Here is a 14,052-nt window from a genome sequence, read left to right as displayed (position 1 = left end):
GACTGTTTTATTCATGTCAGAAAAGGGTCCGGCCTGGCCGGACCATTTTGCTTCGGTTTTCCAACCAACCTTCACGCCGCAAGGTCACTGGGTGGGTCCATTGCACCCGTCATCAGCGCAACCGCATCGGACATGGAGCAGTCTTCGGGTCTGACGGTACAAAGCCGTTTGCCCAACCGGTGAATGTGGATCCGGTCGGCGACCTCGAAGACGTGCGGCATATTATGACTGATGAGAACGATCGGTATTCCCCGCGACTTCACGTCCTGGATCAGCTCCAGCACACGCCGGCTTTCCTTGACACCCAGCGCAGCAGTCGGCTCGTCCATGATGATGAACTTGGTCGCAAAGGCAGCAGCCCTGGCCACAGCTACGCCTTGTCTCTGTCCGCCCGATAATGTCTCAACGGTCTGGTTGATCGATTGCACGGTCATCAGGCCAAGTTCCGTGAGCTTTTCACGCGCAAACTTTTCCATCGCCGGCCGGTCGAGTTGCCGCAGGAATTTTCCCATGAAACCTGGTTTGCGGAGTTCGCGCCCCATGAACATGTTGTCGGCAATGGACATGGCTGGCGACATGGCGAGGGTCTGGTAGACGATTTCGATCCCCATATCCCGCGCCTGCGTCGGGGATGTGAAACTGACGGGCTTGCCGTCAATCAGGATTTCACCTTCATCCGGGATGGTGGCGCCGCAAATCGCCTTTACGATCGACGATTTTCCAGCGCCGTTGTCGCCTATGACGGCCAGGATTTCGTTGTTACGCAATTCAAAGTCTGAATGGTCGATCGCGGTGACATGACCATAACGCTTGACGATACCGCGGCCCTCTACAATGGGAACACTGTCAGACATTATGCCGATACCTTTCTGATCCACTGGTCGGCTGCGACGGCAGCGATGATGAGAAGCCCGATGAGAAGAAAGGTCCACTGCGCATCCGCGCCGAGAAGCCTCAGCCCGAGCGTGAAGACGCCGACGATCAGTGCGCCGAACAAGGAACCAAGGATTGATCCGCGTCCGCCGAAGAGAGAAATGCCGCCGATCACCACCGCGGTGATGCTCTCAATATTTGCGAGCTGTCCGGAGGTCGGCGACACAGATCCGATACGGCCGATCAGGGCCCACCCGGCAAAGGCGCATATCAGTCCTGAAAGCATGTAGACCGACATGAGGGTTCGGTGGACGTTGACACCCGATAGTCCGGCAGCTTCCGGATCGTCGCCAACGGCATAGACGTGTCGCCCCCAGGCCGTGTGACGAAGCGCGTAGGCAAGCACAAGAACCAGGATCAACATGAAGATCACGCCCACGGTGAACACAGCACCACCGATATTGAACTTTGTTCCGAAGAACTGAAGGAAAGGGGCGTTCGCTTCGATTTCCTGCGACCTGATGGTTTCGTTGGCCGAGTAAAGGAAGTTCGTCGCAAGCACAATCTGCCACATCCCGAGTGTGACGATGAACGGTGGGAGCTTGACCCGGCTTACCAGCCAACCGTTCAACGCGCCGATCATCGTTCCAACTGCGAGGCCGCAGGCGACGGCAATTGGAGCAGGAATCCCATAGCGGAATGTGAATTGTCCCATGATCACCGAGGAAAAGACCATGATGGCACCAACGCTCAGGTCAATTCCGGCGGTCAGGATAATCAGGCTTTGCGCAGCTGCCACAATTCCCACGATTTGAACCTGCTGGAGGATCAACGTCATCGCAAAAGGCGAAAAGAACTTGGATCCCAACAACAAGCCGAAGACGATAATTGCAACGATGAGCACGACGAGCGGCACCAGGGACGGATTGGCGTGCAGCGTGTGCTGCACCTGTCCGAGAAAACCGCGCCGATGGTCTTCGAATTCGGCGACCGAGTCCGATCTGCTGGCGGCAGATTCGTAGTTATCGGTCCCGTCCTTTGTTTGAGACATTACTTTCCCTTCCGCAGCGGATCAGTTGGTCACGTGACCGCCCACAGCTTGTCGGTCGCGATCCGGCTCTTGAGGAGCCCGGGAGGCGTGTTTGATGCCTCCCGGGCCTTAGCCACCTTAGCCCCAGCAGAGCTCCGTGCCCTTCGCGGTATCGATGGAGTCCACACCATCGACCGGCTTGTCAGTGACAAGGGCAACGCCGGTATCGAAGAAATCCTTGCCCGGGGTCGGCTCAGGTTTCGCACCGCTGTCAGCCCATGTCTTGATCGCTTCGATACCAAGCGAAGCCATCAGAAGCGGATATTGCTGGGATGTTGCGCCGATCACGCCGTCCTTGACGTTTTGAACGCCCGGGCACCCACCGTCGACCGAGACGATCAACACGTCGTTCTCACGACCGATGGCCTTCAGCGCTTCATATGCACCGGCAGCCGCTGGTTCGTTGATCGTGTAAACAACGTTGATCATCGGGTCTTTTGCGAGAAGGTTCTCCATGGCGCGGCGGCCACCTTCTTCGTTGCCCTGCGTTACGTCGTTGCCAACGATGCGCGCGTCCGTCTCATCGCCCCACTTGTTGGGATCGCCAAGGTCGATGCCGAAGCCCTGAAGGAAGCCCTGGTCACGGAGGACACCCACCGTCGGCTGACTGATCGCCAGGTCGAGCATGCCGATTTTTGCATCGGCAGCCTTGTCGCCAAGAGCGCCGGCTGCCCATTTGCCGATCAGCTCACCCGCAAGGAAGTTGTCCGTTGCGAAGGTTGCGTCCGCCGCGTCGATCGGGCTCAATGGCGTGTCGAGCGCAATGACCAGAAGACCGTTGTCCCGAGCCTGTTTAACTGCCGGTACGATCGAAGAAGTATCGGAGGCGGTCAGCAGGATGCCTTTTGCACCATCGGCGATGCAGGTCTCGATCGCAGCAACCTGGGTTTCATGGTCGCCATCGACTTTTCCGGCAAAGGACTTCAGCTCGATGCCAAGTTCATTCGCCTTGGCCGTTGCGCCTTCCTTCATTTTCACGAAGAACGGGTTGGTGTCGGTTTTGGTGATCAGGCAGGCTGAAATGTCGGCAGCTGCTGCCGGTGCTGCCGCCATGGCAGCCAGGACTGAACCAGTCGCTAGTAGTTTGCGGATCATTTGCTTTTTCCTCCCTGGCCTATTTCAGTTTGAGCGGTCGGGTTCGGCCAGATGTGACCCCAATCTCGCTGCCCTTGCCGGAAAGCTGGTTCGGTCTCCCGAACTGCCTGCTCCGGCGGGTCCTTTGTCCTTCCCGCCCGTGAGGATTGTCGCTCTCGGTGAGAAGTTGAAAAATTGCGGCAAGCTTGCGGCTCCAATCGCGCCCGCATCATGTGCAAAGCTGCCGACTTCGATTTCCGGCGACTGACGCTTTTCTGGAGCTGCGTCTTCGACCGCGGATCTGAGCGCCTGCTGGAATGTTTTCGGGAAAGAGCCTCGCAGATCGCCGTCGATAACGATCAGAGAAATATCGAGAAGTGCATAAGCCGAGCGCAGTGCGAGGGCCAAGGCTGTGGCGCAATCTGCCAGCCATTCCTGATACTTTATGTCGTTAGCTTCCACAGCAGCCTGCAGGTCGGAGCGGCTGAGCGCTTCAAAGTTGGCAGGCGACATGTGCCGTGCCAGCGCGACCAGCGAGGCGCGTGTCAGCAGCAAGTCCCAGGCCTGTTTTGGTTTTGGAGCGGTTGAAAGACCACTTGGCGGGACAGGCATGAAGGCAACGTCCGCGGCGTTGCCGGACATGCCCCGGACAACGTCACCCTTCAGGACGAGACCGCCACCGATAGCAGGGCCCAGGAACAGGTACAGGAAGTTGTCATTCTGTCTGCCCTTGCCGTAAAACAGTTCGGCAACGGCTGCCGCAGTGCCGTCGTTTTCACTGAACACGGGCAATTTCATCGCATCTTCAAGCGCCGCGGCAAGGTCGAAGTCGTCCCACTTTTTGAAGTCGGCTTCCGGCAGACCGAGTTCATGCAGCCATGCGCCCAGATTGAACGGCTGAGCCAGACCGATGCCCGTGATCCTGGATTGTTTGTCCTCGCTCAAATGCATGCGCAGCTCGGTCAGGTCCTTGACCAGCGTCTCGACGGCCTGATCGGGGGCAGGCAAGATCATGTCGTGAATGCGCCGGTCTATGATCTGGCCGGAAAAATCCATCAGCACGGTTTCAAGGTTTGTTCGGTCAAGACGTACGCCGAACGAATAAGCGCCGTCGGGCGCAAGCTTCAGGATCGTTGCGGGCTGTCCCCGGCTGCCGTCATGGCGTTTGCCGGCCTCGAATATGAGGCCTTCTTCGATCAGATCCTGGATAATCGCGCCAATTGCCGCGTTGGTCAGTTGCACAGCACGCGCAAGTTCCGCCTTGGAGGCCTCACCCGCGCGCCGCAGGATCTGCAGGACGATGCGCTCGTTGTAACGGCGCAGTTGCGCGGAATTCGAGCCACGACCGGATGTCCTGGTCTCAGTCACCGTCCTCGCTCCTCCCAGGGCTGGCCGCCGCGTTTCGGCGCGGCTTCATAATAATTAATCTTGATGAAATTATTCGTGGGTTGTAGCGATCTGTCAATTCGAAATTGTTTTGCACTGCAGCGTTTCGATCTTGTGGTGCAGCAGCGCATTGATCGCAAAGCAGGAATTGCCGGGTCAGTCTAACAGAGAAATTTACGTTGGGGCATGCTGATTACAAGAAATTTTGCGGAACTCGGGATGTGTTAATGCCGCCCGTTCTTTGACACAAAAGACTGAAATCAGAATATATTTTCAGGCCCCGTTAGCGGTGGCCCTGGGATTCGGAGCGTCGCGTCCCAAATCGGAATCGGAGTGAGTGTCAATGACGGTCAAGCATGACGAAGTCTTTCTCGAGCGGGCAATTGCGATAGGTTCGGGGGAGGCGCCTGCGGACCTTGTGATCAAGAATGCACGTCTTTTCAACGTGATGGACGGTAGTCGCGAGGAAACCGACATCGCTGTTTGCCAGGATCGCATCGTTGGCACCTACGGCACCTACGAAGGCAGTGTTACGATCGAAGCAAAGGGTTTGACAGCGGTTCCCGGTTTCATTGATACGCATCTTCATGTCGAATCCTCTCTTGTTACGCCGTTTGAATTTGATCGCTGCGTCCTGCCGCACGGGGTGACCACGGCCATATGCGATCCTCATGAGATTGCGAATGTTCTCGGCGCCGAAGGCATCCGTTATTTTCTCGACGCGTCGCTGGAGACGGTCATGGACCTGAGGATCAATCTATCCTCCTGCGTGCCGGCCACATCCTTTGAAACTGCGGGCGCCTGTCTGGAAATCGATGACATATTGCCTTTCGCCGACCATGAGAAAGTCATTGGCCTTGCGGAATTCATGAATTTTCCAGGCGTTCTCGCGCGCGACCCGAAGGTTCTTGCGAAACTGGCCGCTTTCCAGGACGGACACATCGATGGACATGCGCCGTTGCTCTCCGGGCTTGGTCTCAATGGCTATCTAGCGGCTGGCATCAGGACGGACCATGAGGCAACGAGTGCAGAGGAAGCTCTTGAGAAACTTTCCAAGGGCATGACGATCCTGATGCGTGAGGGCTCTGTCTCAAAAGATCTTGATGCTCTCGCGCCGATCCTGAAGTCCGATGTTTCGGCCTTTGTCGCGCTCTGCACGGATGACCGGAACCCGCTCGACATAGCCGAAGAAGGCCACCTTGACAGCATGATCCGGCGGTTGATCGGCAAAGGCATTCGTCCTCTTGACGCCTACCGTTCTGCCAGCTGGTCGGCAGCCAATGCCTTCGGGCTCGCAGACCGCGGGATGATTGCGCCCGGAAAGCGCGCCGATATTGTTCTGCTCAATGACTTTGAAGACTGCCGGGTCGAACAGGTCATCAGCGCCGGTCGGCCGGTGAGCGACGAACTCTTTGCTGCACGCGGTACCGTTGCGCCGGTCGGCTTGCAAAGCGTCAGGCTTGACGCAGTTTCGGCTGAAGATTTCGATGTTCCGGCCCGCAACAGCGACACATCGGTGATTGGCGTGCTGCCCGGCAAAATCATCACTGAACACCTCGTTAAAAGGCTTCCTGTTGCCGACGGGAAGTCACTCGCTGATCTGGATCAGGATGTTTTGAAAGTGGCGGTTGTTGAACGGCACAAGGGGATCGGCCATGTTGGCCGCGGCTTCGTGCATGGATTTGGCATGACGCGCGGCGCGATTGCGAGTTCGGTCGGCCACGACAGCCACAATATCTGCGTTGTCGGTGCGGATGACGCCGCAATGGCCATTGCAGTCAATCGTGTGATCGCGATGAATGGCGGTTTTGCAGTTGCTGACAGTGATAGCGTCATGGCGGAACTCGCCTTGCCGCTTGCAGGACTGATGAGCCTTGAGCCGTTTGAGACGGTGAAGACGGCTCTCGAGGCCCTGCGGGCCGCTGCCAAGTCACTGGGTTGTACGCTGGAAGAACCGTTCCTGCAGGTCGCCTTCCTGCCGCTGCCCGTCATTCCGCATCTGAAGATCACCGATCTCGGCGTTTTCGATGTCGACAAGTTCGAGCTGATCGATCAGGGATCGTGACCAAGGGTATTGCTAGTAGTGCCGCATCCGATTTCTGAAGCTGGACCATTTGCGCGCGGACCTGATGGCAAACCATAGAACCACCGCACCAATCAGCAAAGACCATACGAGCACTCTTCCATCAAAGTGGAAGGTCTCGAGCAGGTCCGTGGGATGTGCGATTTTCGGATTGGCACCGAGGTACGTCACATCGATCCAGTCTGACTGAAGGTCTGCCATCCATGCGTCTGGAACGCGAAAGGTCAGAACTTGCGGGTAGTTACCGGACGGATTGATCTCCGCCACGAGAACGCCATGAGTGATGAAGTGCGTGCTGTTCTTGAACGTGTCACGCGGGGATTCGTGAAGGGCCTCCTGCAGCGTCAGGCGGTCACCCCCGGCTTGCTGAAAACCCAGGACCACCGCAGGTGTCTCTTCGCCGAGCTTTTTAAGCAACCAATACTTCAATCCGCTGTCGTAGTGGATGTAGATGGACAGCAGGCAGGCCAACCCGACAAAAACGAGTATCGCCAGATTGAGCGCATGACTGTCCTCAGCGGCTTCTTTCGGGTTAAACATGTGTCCGTCACTAAACAGAAGATTTTTCAGAATATGCACCTAAGTTAGGGGAAGTCCACTTAGAGCGCATTTGAAGCACATGATCCTCACTCTTGCCGTTTCCGGCTACCGGTCACTTCGCGATATCGTTCTACCGCTCGACCGGGTCACGCTGGTCACGGGCCCCAACGGCAGTGGCAAATCCAGCCTCTATCGTTCCATCCGCTTGCTGGCCGAGGTTGCGCAAGGGCAGGCGATCGCCTCGCTCGCCGCAGAGGGTGGGCTTCAGTCCACCTTGTGGGCCGGACCAGAAGCGTTTTCGCGCGCCATGAAAAAAGGGGAAGTTCCTGTTCAGGGCACCGTGCGCAAGTCTGTCGTCAGCCTGAAACTGGGCTTTGCCGATGAAGACTACGGCTATGCCATCGATCTTGGCCTGCCTGCCGATGCCGGGCGCTCACTGTTTTCCATGGATCCGGAAATCAAGGCGGAAGCTCTTTGGGCAGGTGAGGCACTGTCGCGTTCCAACGAAATCGCGGGACGTAACGGACCGACTGCACGCGTCCTCAACAGCGAGGGACAGCGCATCCCCGTCTATCAGAACCTTGCGCGCTTCGACAGCATGATGACACATGCCGCGGACCCAAAGGACGGATTGGAACTGCTCGTCATGCGTGAGCGGATGCGCGCCTGGCGGTTCTATGATCACCTGCGCACCGACAGAGACGCACCTGCGCGTGCCCCAAAGATCGGAACGCGGACACCGGTTCTAAGCGCGGACGGCGGTGATCTGGCTGCTGCTCTCCAGACCATTCTGGAGATTGGCGACGAGGTTGCGCTCGGCGAGGCGATAGATGATGCATTTCCGGGAGCGTCGATCGACATTTCGGTCAACGACGGTTATTTCGAGCTTTTCATGCAGCAAAAAGGCTTGCTCAGGCCCTTGCGAGCAAGCGAGCTTTCCGACGGCACGCTGCGGTATCTGCTGCTTACCGCAGCTCTTCTGTCCCCGCGTCCAGCACCCCTTATCGTGCTCAACGAACCGGAGACGAGCCTTCACCCGGACCTGCTCGAACCGCTCGGCCGGCTTGTTGCAAAAGCGGCGGAGAAGACGCAAGTCTTCGTTGTCTCCCATGCGCGGCAATTGGTCGGAACCCTGGCCGAACTTTCCGGTTGCGTGCGCTATGAGTTGCGCAAGGAACTGGGCGAAACTGTCGTTGACGTCGAGGAACGGCCGCGTTGGGCATGGCCGAAGCGATAATTAAAATTTTGATGTAATAAACTTGTACAATTTATTGTTTTTTCAAGATATATTCTACGATTCAATGTAATGAATCGCCCTTTGTGAGCAATGCGCCCTAAAAAAAATGAACAGGTGTCGTAACGTCGCGAGTTGACGTGAACGGAAGGTTGCGTCATGTCAAGAGAACCCAAAGAGGTGACGCATTCAATGCGCCCGGATTCGGCGAGGAGGCGTCTGACCGGTGCTGTTAAGCACCAGATCAGAACAAGCAGGCCGGACGCGGCGGACTGAAGCGAAAATAACGCGCTGGAGAACGTTATGGCGACTGTGGAGGAGTGGACCGCGGCATTCGAGCCTCGTCCGGTACACCAATATCTCGAAAAAACTGTTGGACAGTTTGGTCACCGGCCGGCAGCCGACTTCATGGGCAAGATTTGGACCTATGAAGAACTCGGTGCTCTTGTGAATTCGACTGCAGCCGGATTGCAGGCCATGGGTGTCGGACCTGGCGTTCATGTGGGGCTTTGCCTTCCGAACACGCCTTTTTACACGATCTTCTACTTCGCGATTTTGAAGATCGGTGCCACCGTCGCGAACTTTAACCCGCTCTACGTCGAGCGGGAAATCGCCTTCCAGGCCCGGGATGCCGACGTGCGCATCATGGTGACGATGGATCTCAAGGTGATCTACGACAAGGTTGAGAACGTCAGGAACGAAAAGGTTCTCGACAAGATCATCGTGTGTCCGATGACCTTCTGCCTGCCGACGGTCAAAAAGGTCCTGTTCAGCCTGTTTAAGCGCAAGGAGCTGGCGGACATTCCACGCGATGAAGCCCATGTCTGGTTCGACGAGTTGCAGACCAAGGGTTCCGCGCCGAAACCGGTGGACATCGATCCGGTCAACGATATTGCAGTGTTGCAGTACACCGGCGGCACGACCGGCGTTCCCAAAGGCGCAATGCTGACCCACAGGAACCTTTCGGCAAATATCGAGCAGATGCGCTGTGTCTTCGAGAAAGCGCGTCTCGGTGAAGAGAAAATGCTCTGCGTGCTGCCCTTCTTTCATGTCTTTGCGATGACCGTCGGGCAAAATCTCTCGGTCATCTTGGGCGCGGAAATGGTCTTGCAGCCTCGCTTTGAGTTGAAGGCCTTGCTCGACGCGGTCAAACGAAAACAGGTCACTTTGTTTCCGGGCGTCCCCACGCTTTACACCGCGATCAACAATTCACCGCTGACTGCAGACTATGACCTGTCCAGTATCTCGCTGTGCATTTCCGGCGGGGCGCCGCTGCCGGTCGAGGTGAAGGAAAGTTTTGAGAAACTGACAGGATGCTTGCTCGTCGAAGGATACGGCCTGACTGAATCTTCGCCTGTTGCCGCGGTCAACCCGCTGGACGAAAACCGCCGTGCCGGCTCCATCGGACGCCTCGTGCCGGGGACCAAGGCGCGCTTTGTCAGCATTGAGGACCGGAAAACGGACGTCGGCGAGGGTGAAAAGGGCGAGCTTCTGCTGCACGGCCCGCAAATCATGAAAGGCTACTGGAAGCGCGACGATGCCACTGCCGATTCGATCACGGCGGAGGGGTATCTACACACCGGTGACGTCGGCTACAGGGACGAGGAGGGGTTCATCTACCTTGTCGACCGGATCAAGGATCTGATCCTGTGCTCTGGCTACAACGTCTATCCGCGCGTCATCGAAGAGGCTATCTACCAGAACGAAGCCGTTGACGAGACGATCGTGATCGCGATTCCGGATGAGTATCGCGGCCAGTCACCCAAGGCCTTCATCAAACTCAAAGAGGGTCACTCCATGACCGGCGACGAGATGAAGGCGTTTTTGAAGGATCACCTGTCTTCCATCGAAATGCCGCGGGAATTCGAGTTCAGAAACGAACTGCCGAAAACGATGGTCGGCAAACTTTCCAAGAAGGAACTGGTGGAAGAAGAAGCCCAGAAGCGCGCAAAAGCCGAGCCTCAAAGCGCTTGACTTCAGCGGTGCCCGGACTTGAGCTGGGCCTTCGTTGGGGCGTCCTGATGCTCCGATCAGGATTGTAGCGTTCCATAGGGCAGGGTGTTGAAGTGGCGCTTGCACTGAAGATTGCGGCGGCCTCTAGTGCGACTCTCCGCGCCCTTCTGCCGCGCGTGCCAGCTCCCGGCCGCGCTTGGCCTCCCTTCGAACGGTGTAGATGGAAGCCGCGATGATGATTGCGGCGCCGACCAGCGTTTCGACACTCGGCCACTGTTCGAAGACAAGAGCGCCGAATATGGTCGCGTAGAGTAGTCTCGTATAGTCGAGGGAGGCGATTGCTGTTGCTTCTCCCGCCTTGAAACCCTTGATGTTGGCGAGCTGAGCAGCCCAGGAGACGATGCCGATCAGGATCATCAGGCCCCATTGGTGCAACGTGGGCGCTTGCCAGGTCATGATTGCCGGGACCAGCATGATCAGGCCGACCCCGAATGCCTGATAGGTAAGGATTGTCACCGGGCTGTCGGTGCGTGTCAGTATGCGCACGACGATCATGACCATTCCGGCGCACGCTGCGCCGGCTATGGCAAGAAGGGCGTATGGGTCCACGAACCCGTCCGCACCGGGTTGCAGCATGAGGATAACGCCGAGGAAGCCGACAATGGTTGCCCCCCAGCGGTGAACACCGACCGTTTCGCTCAAAAACCAGATGGCGAAAATGGTAATGAAGAAGGTGCGGGAAAAACTGATTGCCGTGACATCGGCGAGCGGCAGCTCGATGAACGCCGTGAACCCGCACAGCATGGCGGTTGCCGCCAGCAGGACGCGGGCAAGCTGCAGACCAGGCCGTTGCGTTGACAGGGAGTTCGGCAGACCGCGAAGTATCGTCGGTGCCACGATCACCAGCATGACGGCCTGGCGCACCACGAGGATCTGAAAGACACCGATGTCCTTGCCGACGAACTTGATCAGGGTCACCATCACCGTGAAACCGAACGCGGCCAGCAAAATCCACAGCGCACCAACCGTGTTGGAAGGCAGATCGGCCGTCATTGCAGAGATCTTGTTTTCAACGCGTTTCAGCAAGTGAAGACCTCTTGCATCAGGCACCTTTGTCGGGCCTGCTCTTTGAGACGGCGGTTCATGTTGTTTCCTGGTACGAACGAAGGTTGGAATGCTGACGTCACCCACTCAACGCTGGGCACGTGCGCTCGGTCGTTCGGCTGATGACGGTGGAGACAGGCTAAGCGGTTTCGGATCAGAAGAAAAGCCATCGCCGCAATGTTTGCCTTCGTTGCCGAAACGGGTATATCTTGTTTCAAAGCTCTCTGGTTCCGAAGCATGAAAGACAAAAGACCTACTGGCCTCGGGGGTCGTCGGGCCATAGATAGAGTGCACTACGGCTGCCTTCGGTTTTCGATTTTCAGGGAAAGTCCTCCCAAAACACAGGTCCAGATTAATGAACCAGATGGTCACTCCGAAATTCGGTGTCGGCGCGCCTTTGCGCCGTAAGGAAGATGAGCCCCTCGTCAGAGGGCAGGGCATTTATACCGCAGACTACCAGCCTGATGGGTGCCTGCATGGTGTCGTCGTCCGATCCGCAATGGCGCATGCCAGGATACGTGTTGAAAATGCGCAGGATATCCTTGCGATGGACGGTGTCCAACTGGTGCTGACGGGAGCGGATGTCGAAGGCTACACCCTTCCGACCATGGCCCGGTTGAAGCAGATTGACGGAACCGATCATTGGCTGCCGCCGCAGCCGCTCCTGTGTCCGGACGAGGTGCGCCATGTGGGCGATGCGATTGCCTTAATTGTGGCAGACGACATCAACTCGGCACGAAGTGCCGCGGAAATGCTGGAAGTGGACTACGAACCGCTCGACGTTGTGATCGATATCGAGGATGCGCTGGCACCCGGTGCGGCAAAGGTCTGGCCTGAGCACGGAACAAACGTTGCCTTCGTGTTCGGCCATGGCAGTGAAGACAAGACCGAAGCAGCTTTCGCGGAGGCTGACACAACCGTCTCCATCGAAATCGTGAACAACCGCATTGTCGCAAATTACATGGAGCTGCGCGGCTGCGTTGCCGAGTACAATTCGGACACGGAGCGCTACAAGCTGACCCTGGGGACGCAGGGCGGGCATGGGATGCGGGATGTCATCTGCAAGGTGCTCGGCCTGGAAAAGGACCGGATCCAGGTTGTCACCCCGGAAGTTGGTGGTGGCTTTGGCACCAAAGCGTTCTGCTACCGCGAATATCCGCTGCTGATGATTGCTTCTGAACGGCTCGGCAAACCCGTGCGTTGGACCGGGGAACGCATGGAGCATTTCGTCACCGATGCCCATGGCCGTGACAATCTCAGCGCTGCGGAGCTAGCCCTCGACAAGGACAGCAGGATACTGGGTTTGCGGGTGCATGTGAAAGCGGCCATGGGAGCTTACCTCAGCCAGTTTGCCCCGTTCATTCCCTGGGTAGGGACGGCCATGTCCTCCGGCCTCTACGACATTCCGGCGGTTTTTGCCAAAACCGAGGGAGTTTATATGCACAACGTGCCGACGGATGCCTTCCGGGGGGCAGGGCGGCCTGAAGCTGCCTACCTGATTGAACGGTTGATGGACAAGGCCGGTGAGGAAACCGGCCTCGGACCGATCGAAATCCGCAAACGCAACTTCATCAAACCGGAACAACTGCCCTACACGACACAGACCGGCCGTCTTTATGATACCGGCGATTATGGCGGACACCTGGACAAGGCAATGCAAGTCGCCGACTGGGCGGGCTTCGAGGCAAGGCAGGCAGAGAGCGCCAAGTCCGGAAAATACCGCGGCATCGGACTGTGTTCCTATATCGAGGCCTGCGCCTTTGCCGGCGGTGAGGAAGCAACCGTCGAACTTGGAAAAGACGGGAACCTCACGCTCCTGATCGGAACTCAGACAAACGGCCAGGGCCATGCAACGGCATACAGCCAGGTCGTTGCCGAAAAGTTCGGCGTGACGATCGATGAGGTCGAAGTGATCCAGGGTGACACCGATCGTGTTGCAAACGGGGGCGGTACAGGTGGCTCCAGATCGATCCCGCTCGGGCTGCCTTCGGTCCGCGATGCCAGCGATACCCTGGTCAAGAAGATCAAGGAACTGGCCGCAGACAGGCTGGAGGCCGGCGTGGAGGATCTTGAACTGGACAGCGGCGTCGTGCGCGTTGTCGGGACAGATCAGCAAGTCACGCTTGCCGAAATCGTTGCTGCTGGCGGTGAGACCCTGTCAGCGCGCGAGGAAGTCAGGCAAAACGAGGCAACCTATCCCAACGGAACCCATATCTGCGAAGTGGAGATCGATCCTGACACCGGTGATGTTGCATTGCTGAACTATGTGATTGTCGACGACTTCGGCGTGACGGTGAACCCGATCCTCCTGGAGGGGCAGGTGATTGGCGGGGCGGCGAATGCCGTCAGCCAGGCACTCTGCGAATACACGGTCTATGACGAGGATGGACAGCTTCTGACTGCGTCGTTGCTCGATTACCGCCTGCTCAGGGCGGCCGACCTGCCTGACATACACTTCGAAACCCGCAACGTTCCCTCCACAACCAACGCCATGGGTATCAAGGGCGCCGGCGAGGCAGGAACCATCGGCGGCTGCGCTGCGGTCATGAACGCCGTGCAAAAGGCGCTGAAAGATGGCGCTGGCGTTACAGAGCTGATCGATATGCCGGCAACACCGCTCAGGGTCTGGGAAGCAATCGAGACCGCGAAATAATTCTGTTACTCAATTATTGGAAAGGCGCTTGAAACGGCGCCTTTTCGAAAGTTCCCAAAATT

Annotated in this window: 10 protein-coding genes; 4 read left to right on the top strand and 6 right to left on the bottom strand. The window is 57.5% G+C overall.

Annotated elements, in window-relative coordinates; genetic code table 11:
* Positions 1 to 71: 71 nt before the first annotated feature.
* The 4 genes from ABVF61_RS03855 to ABVF61_RS03840 form a co-directional block, all read right to left on the bottom strand.
* Positions 72 to 854 (bottom strand): ATP-binding cassette domain-containing protein, encoded by a 783-nt coding sequence (locus ABVF61_RS03855; RefSeq protein WP_353992210.1) that lies wholly within the window; start codon positions 852 to 854, stop codon positions 72 to 74.
* Positions 854 to 1,924: an ABC transporter permease gene (locus tag ABVF61_RS03850; protein WP_353992209.1), complete on the bottom strand. Its 1,071-nt coding sequence runs from the start codon at positions 1,922 to 1,924 to the stop codon at positions 854 to 856. The genes ABVF61_RS03855 and ABVF61_RS03850 overlap by 1 nt, the downstream gene beginning before the upstream one ends.
* 117 nt (positions 1,925 to 2,041) lie before the next feature.
* Complete coding sequence (locus ABVF61_RS03845; RefSeq protein ID WP_353992208.1) at positions 2,042 to 3,058, bottom strand: sugar ABC transporter substrate-binding protein; 1,017 nt, start codon at positions 3,056 to 3,058, stop codon at positions 2,042 to 2,044.
* A gap of 24 nt (positions 3,059 to 3,082) precedes the next feature.
* Positions 3,083 to 4,405 carry an ROK family transcriptional regulator gene (locus tag ABVF61_RS03840; protein WP_353992207.1) on the bottom strand — a complete coding sequence of 441 codons (1,323 nt, stop codon included), beginning with the start codon at positions 4,403 to 4,405 and terminating at the stop codon, positions 3,083 to 3,085.
* A gap of 361 nt (positions 4,406 to 4,766) precedes the next feature.
* Here ABVF61_RS03840 and ade point away from each other — a divergent pair, with 361 nt between their 5' ends.
* Positions 4,767 to 6,488, top strand: a complete 1,722-nt coding sequence (gene ade, locus ABVF61_RS03835) for an adenine deaminase (RefSeq protein ID WP_353992206.1) — start codon at positions 4,767 to 4,769, stop codon at positions 6,486 to 6,488.
* Between the two features lie 12 nt (positions 6,489 to 6,500).
* Here ade and ABVF61_RS03830 read toward each other — a convergent pair whose 3' ends face one another.
* Positions 6,501 to 7,046 (bottom strand): hypothetical protein, encoded by a 546-nt coding sequence (locus tag ABVF61_RS03830; protein ID WP_353992205.1) that lies wholly within the window; start codon positions 7,044 to 7,046, stop codon positions 6,501 to 6,503.
* A gap of 79 nt (positions 7,047 to 7,125) precedes the next feature.
* Between ABVF61_RS03830 and ABVF61_RS03825 the strand changes: the two genes are divergently transcribed.
* Both ABVF61_RS03825 and ABVF61_RS03820 read left to right on the top strand, forming a co-directional pair.
* Positions 7,126 to 8,283: an AAA family ATPase gene (locus ABVF61_RS03825; RefSeq protein ID WP_353992204.1), complete on the top strand. Its 1,158-nt coding sequence runs from the start codon at positions 7,126 to 7,128 to the stop codon at positions 8,281 to 8,283.
* A gap of 300 nt (positions 8,284 to 8,583) precedes the next feature.
* Positions 8,584 to 10,254 (top strand): long-chain-fatty-acid--CoA ligase, encoded by a 1,671-nt coding sequence (locus ABVF61_RS03820; RefSeq protein ID WP_353992203.1) that lies wholly within the window; start codon positions 8,584 to 8,586, stop codon positions 10,252 to 10,254.
* Positions 10,255 to 10,377: 123 nt separating this feature from the next.
* On the opposite strand, the gene ABVF61_RS03815 is transcribed toward ABVF61_RS03820, so the two are convergent.
* Entirely contained in the window at positions 10,378 to 11,343 is a 966-nt protein-coding gene (locus ABVF61_RS03815; protein ID WP_353992202.1) for a DMT family transporter, read from the bottom strand.
* 349 nt (positions 11,344 to 11,692) lie between these two features.
* Here ABVF61_RS03815 and ABVF61_RS03810 point away from each other — a divergent pair, with 349 nt between their 5' ends.
* Positions 11,693 to 13,990, top strand: a complete 2,298-nt coding sequence (locus tag ABVF61_RS03810) for a xanthine dehydrogenase family protein molybdopterin-binding subunit (RefSeq protein ID WP_353992201.1) — start codon at positions 11,693 to 11,695, stop codon at positions 13,988 to 13,990.
* Positions 13,991 to 14,052 lie beyond the last annotated feature (62 nt).

Source organism: Roseibium sp. HPY-6, assembly GCF_040530035.1.
Lineage (GTDB): Bacteria > Pseudomonadota > Alphaproteobacteria > Rhizobiales > Stappiaceae > Roseibium.
The sequence above is the reverse complement of the archived record's forward strand: the minus strand, read 5'-3'. Positions and strand labels throughout refer to the sequence as shown.

Bases quoted from the DNA above. Each gene is read 5' to 3' on its own strand.
- ABVF61_RS03855 (WP_353992210.1), bottom strand. From the start codon at position 854: ATGTCTGACAGTGTTCCCATTGTAGAGGGCCGCGGTATCGTCAAGCGT.
- ABVF61_RS03850 (WP_353992209.1), bottom strand. From the start codon at position 1,924: ATGTCTCAAACAAAGGACGGGACCGATAACTACGAATCTGCCGCCAGC.
- ABVF61_RS03845 (WP_353992208.1), bottom strand. From the start codon at position 3,058: ATGATCCGCAAACTACTAGCGACTGGTTCAGTCCTGGCTGCCATGGCG.
- ade (WP_353992206.1), top strand. From the start codon at position 4,767: ATGACGGTCAAGCATGACGAAGTCTTTCTCGAGCGGGCAATTGCGATA.
- ABVF61_RS03830 (WP_353992205.1), bottom strand. From the start codon at position 7,046: ATGTTTAACCCGAAAGAAGCCGCTGAGGACAGTCATGCGCTCAATCTG.
- ABVF61_RS03825 (WP_353992204.1), top strand. From the start codon at position 7,126: ATGATCCTCACTCTTGCCGTTTCCGGCTACCGGTCACTTCGCGATATC.
- ABVF61_RS03820 (WP_353992203.1), top strand. From the start codon at position 8,584: ATGGCGACTGTGGAGGAGTGGACCGCGGCATTCGAGCCTCGTCCGGTA.
- ABVF61_RS03810 (WP_353992201.1), top strand. From the start codon at position 11,693: ATGAACCAGATGGTCACTCCGAAATTCGGTGTCGGCGCGCCTTTGCGC.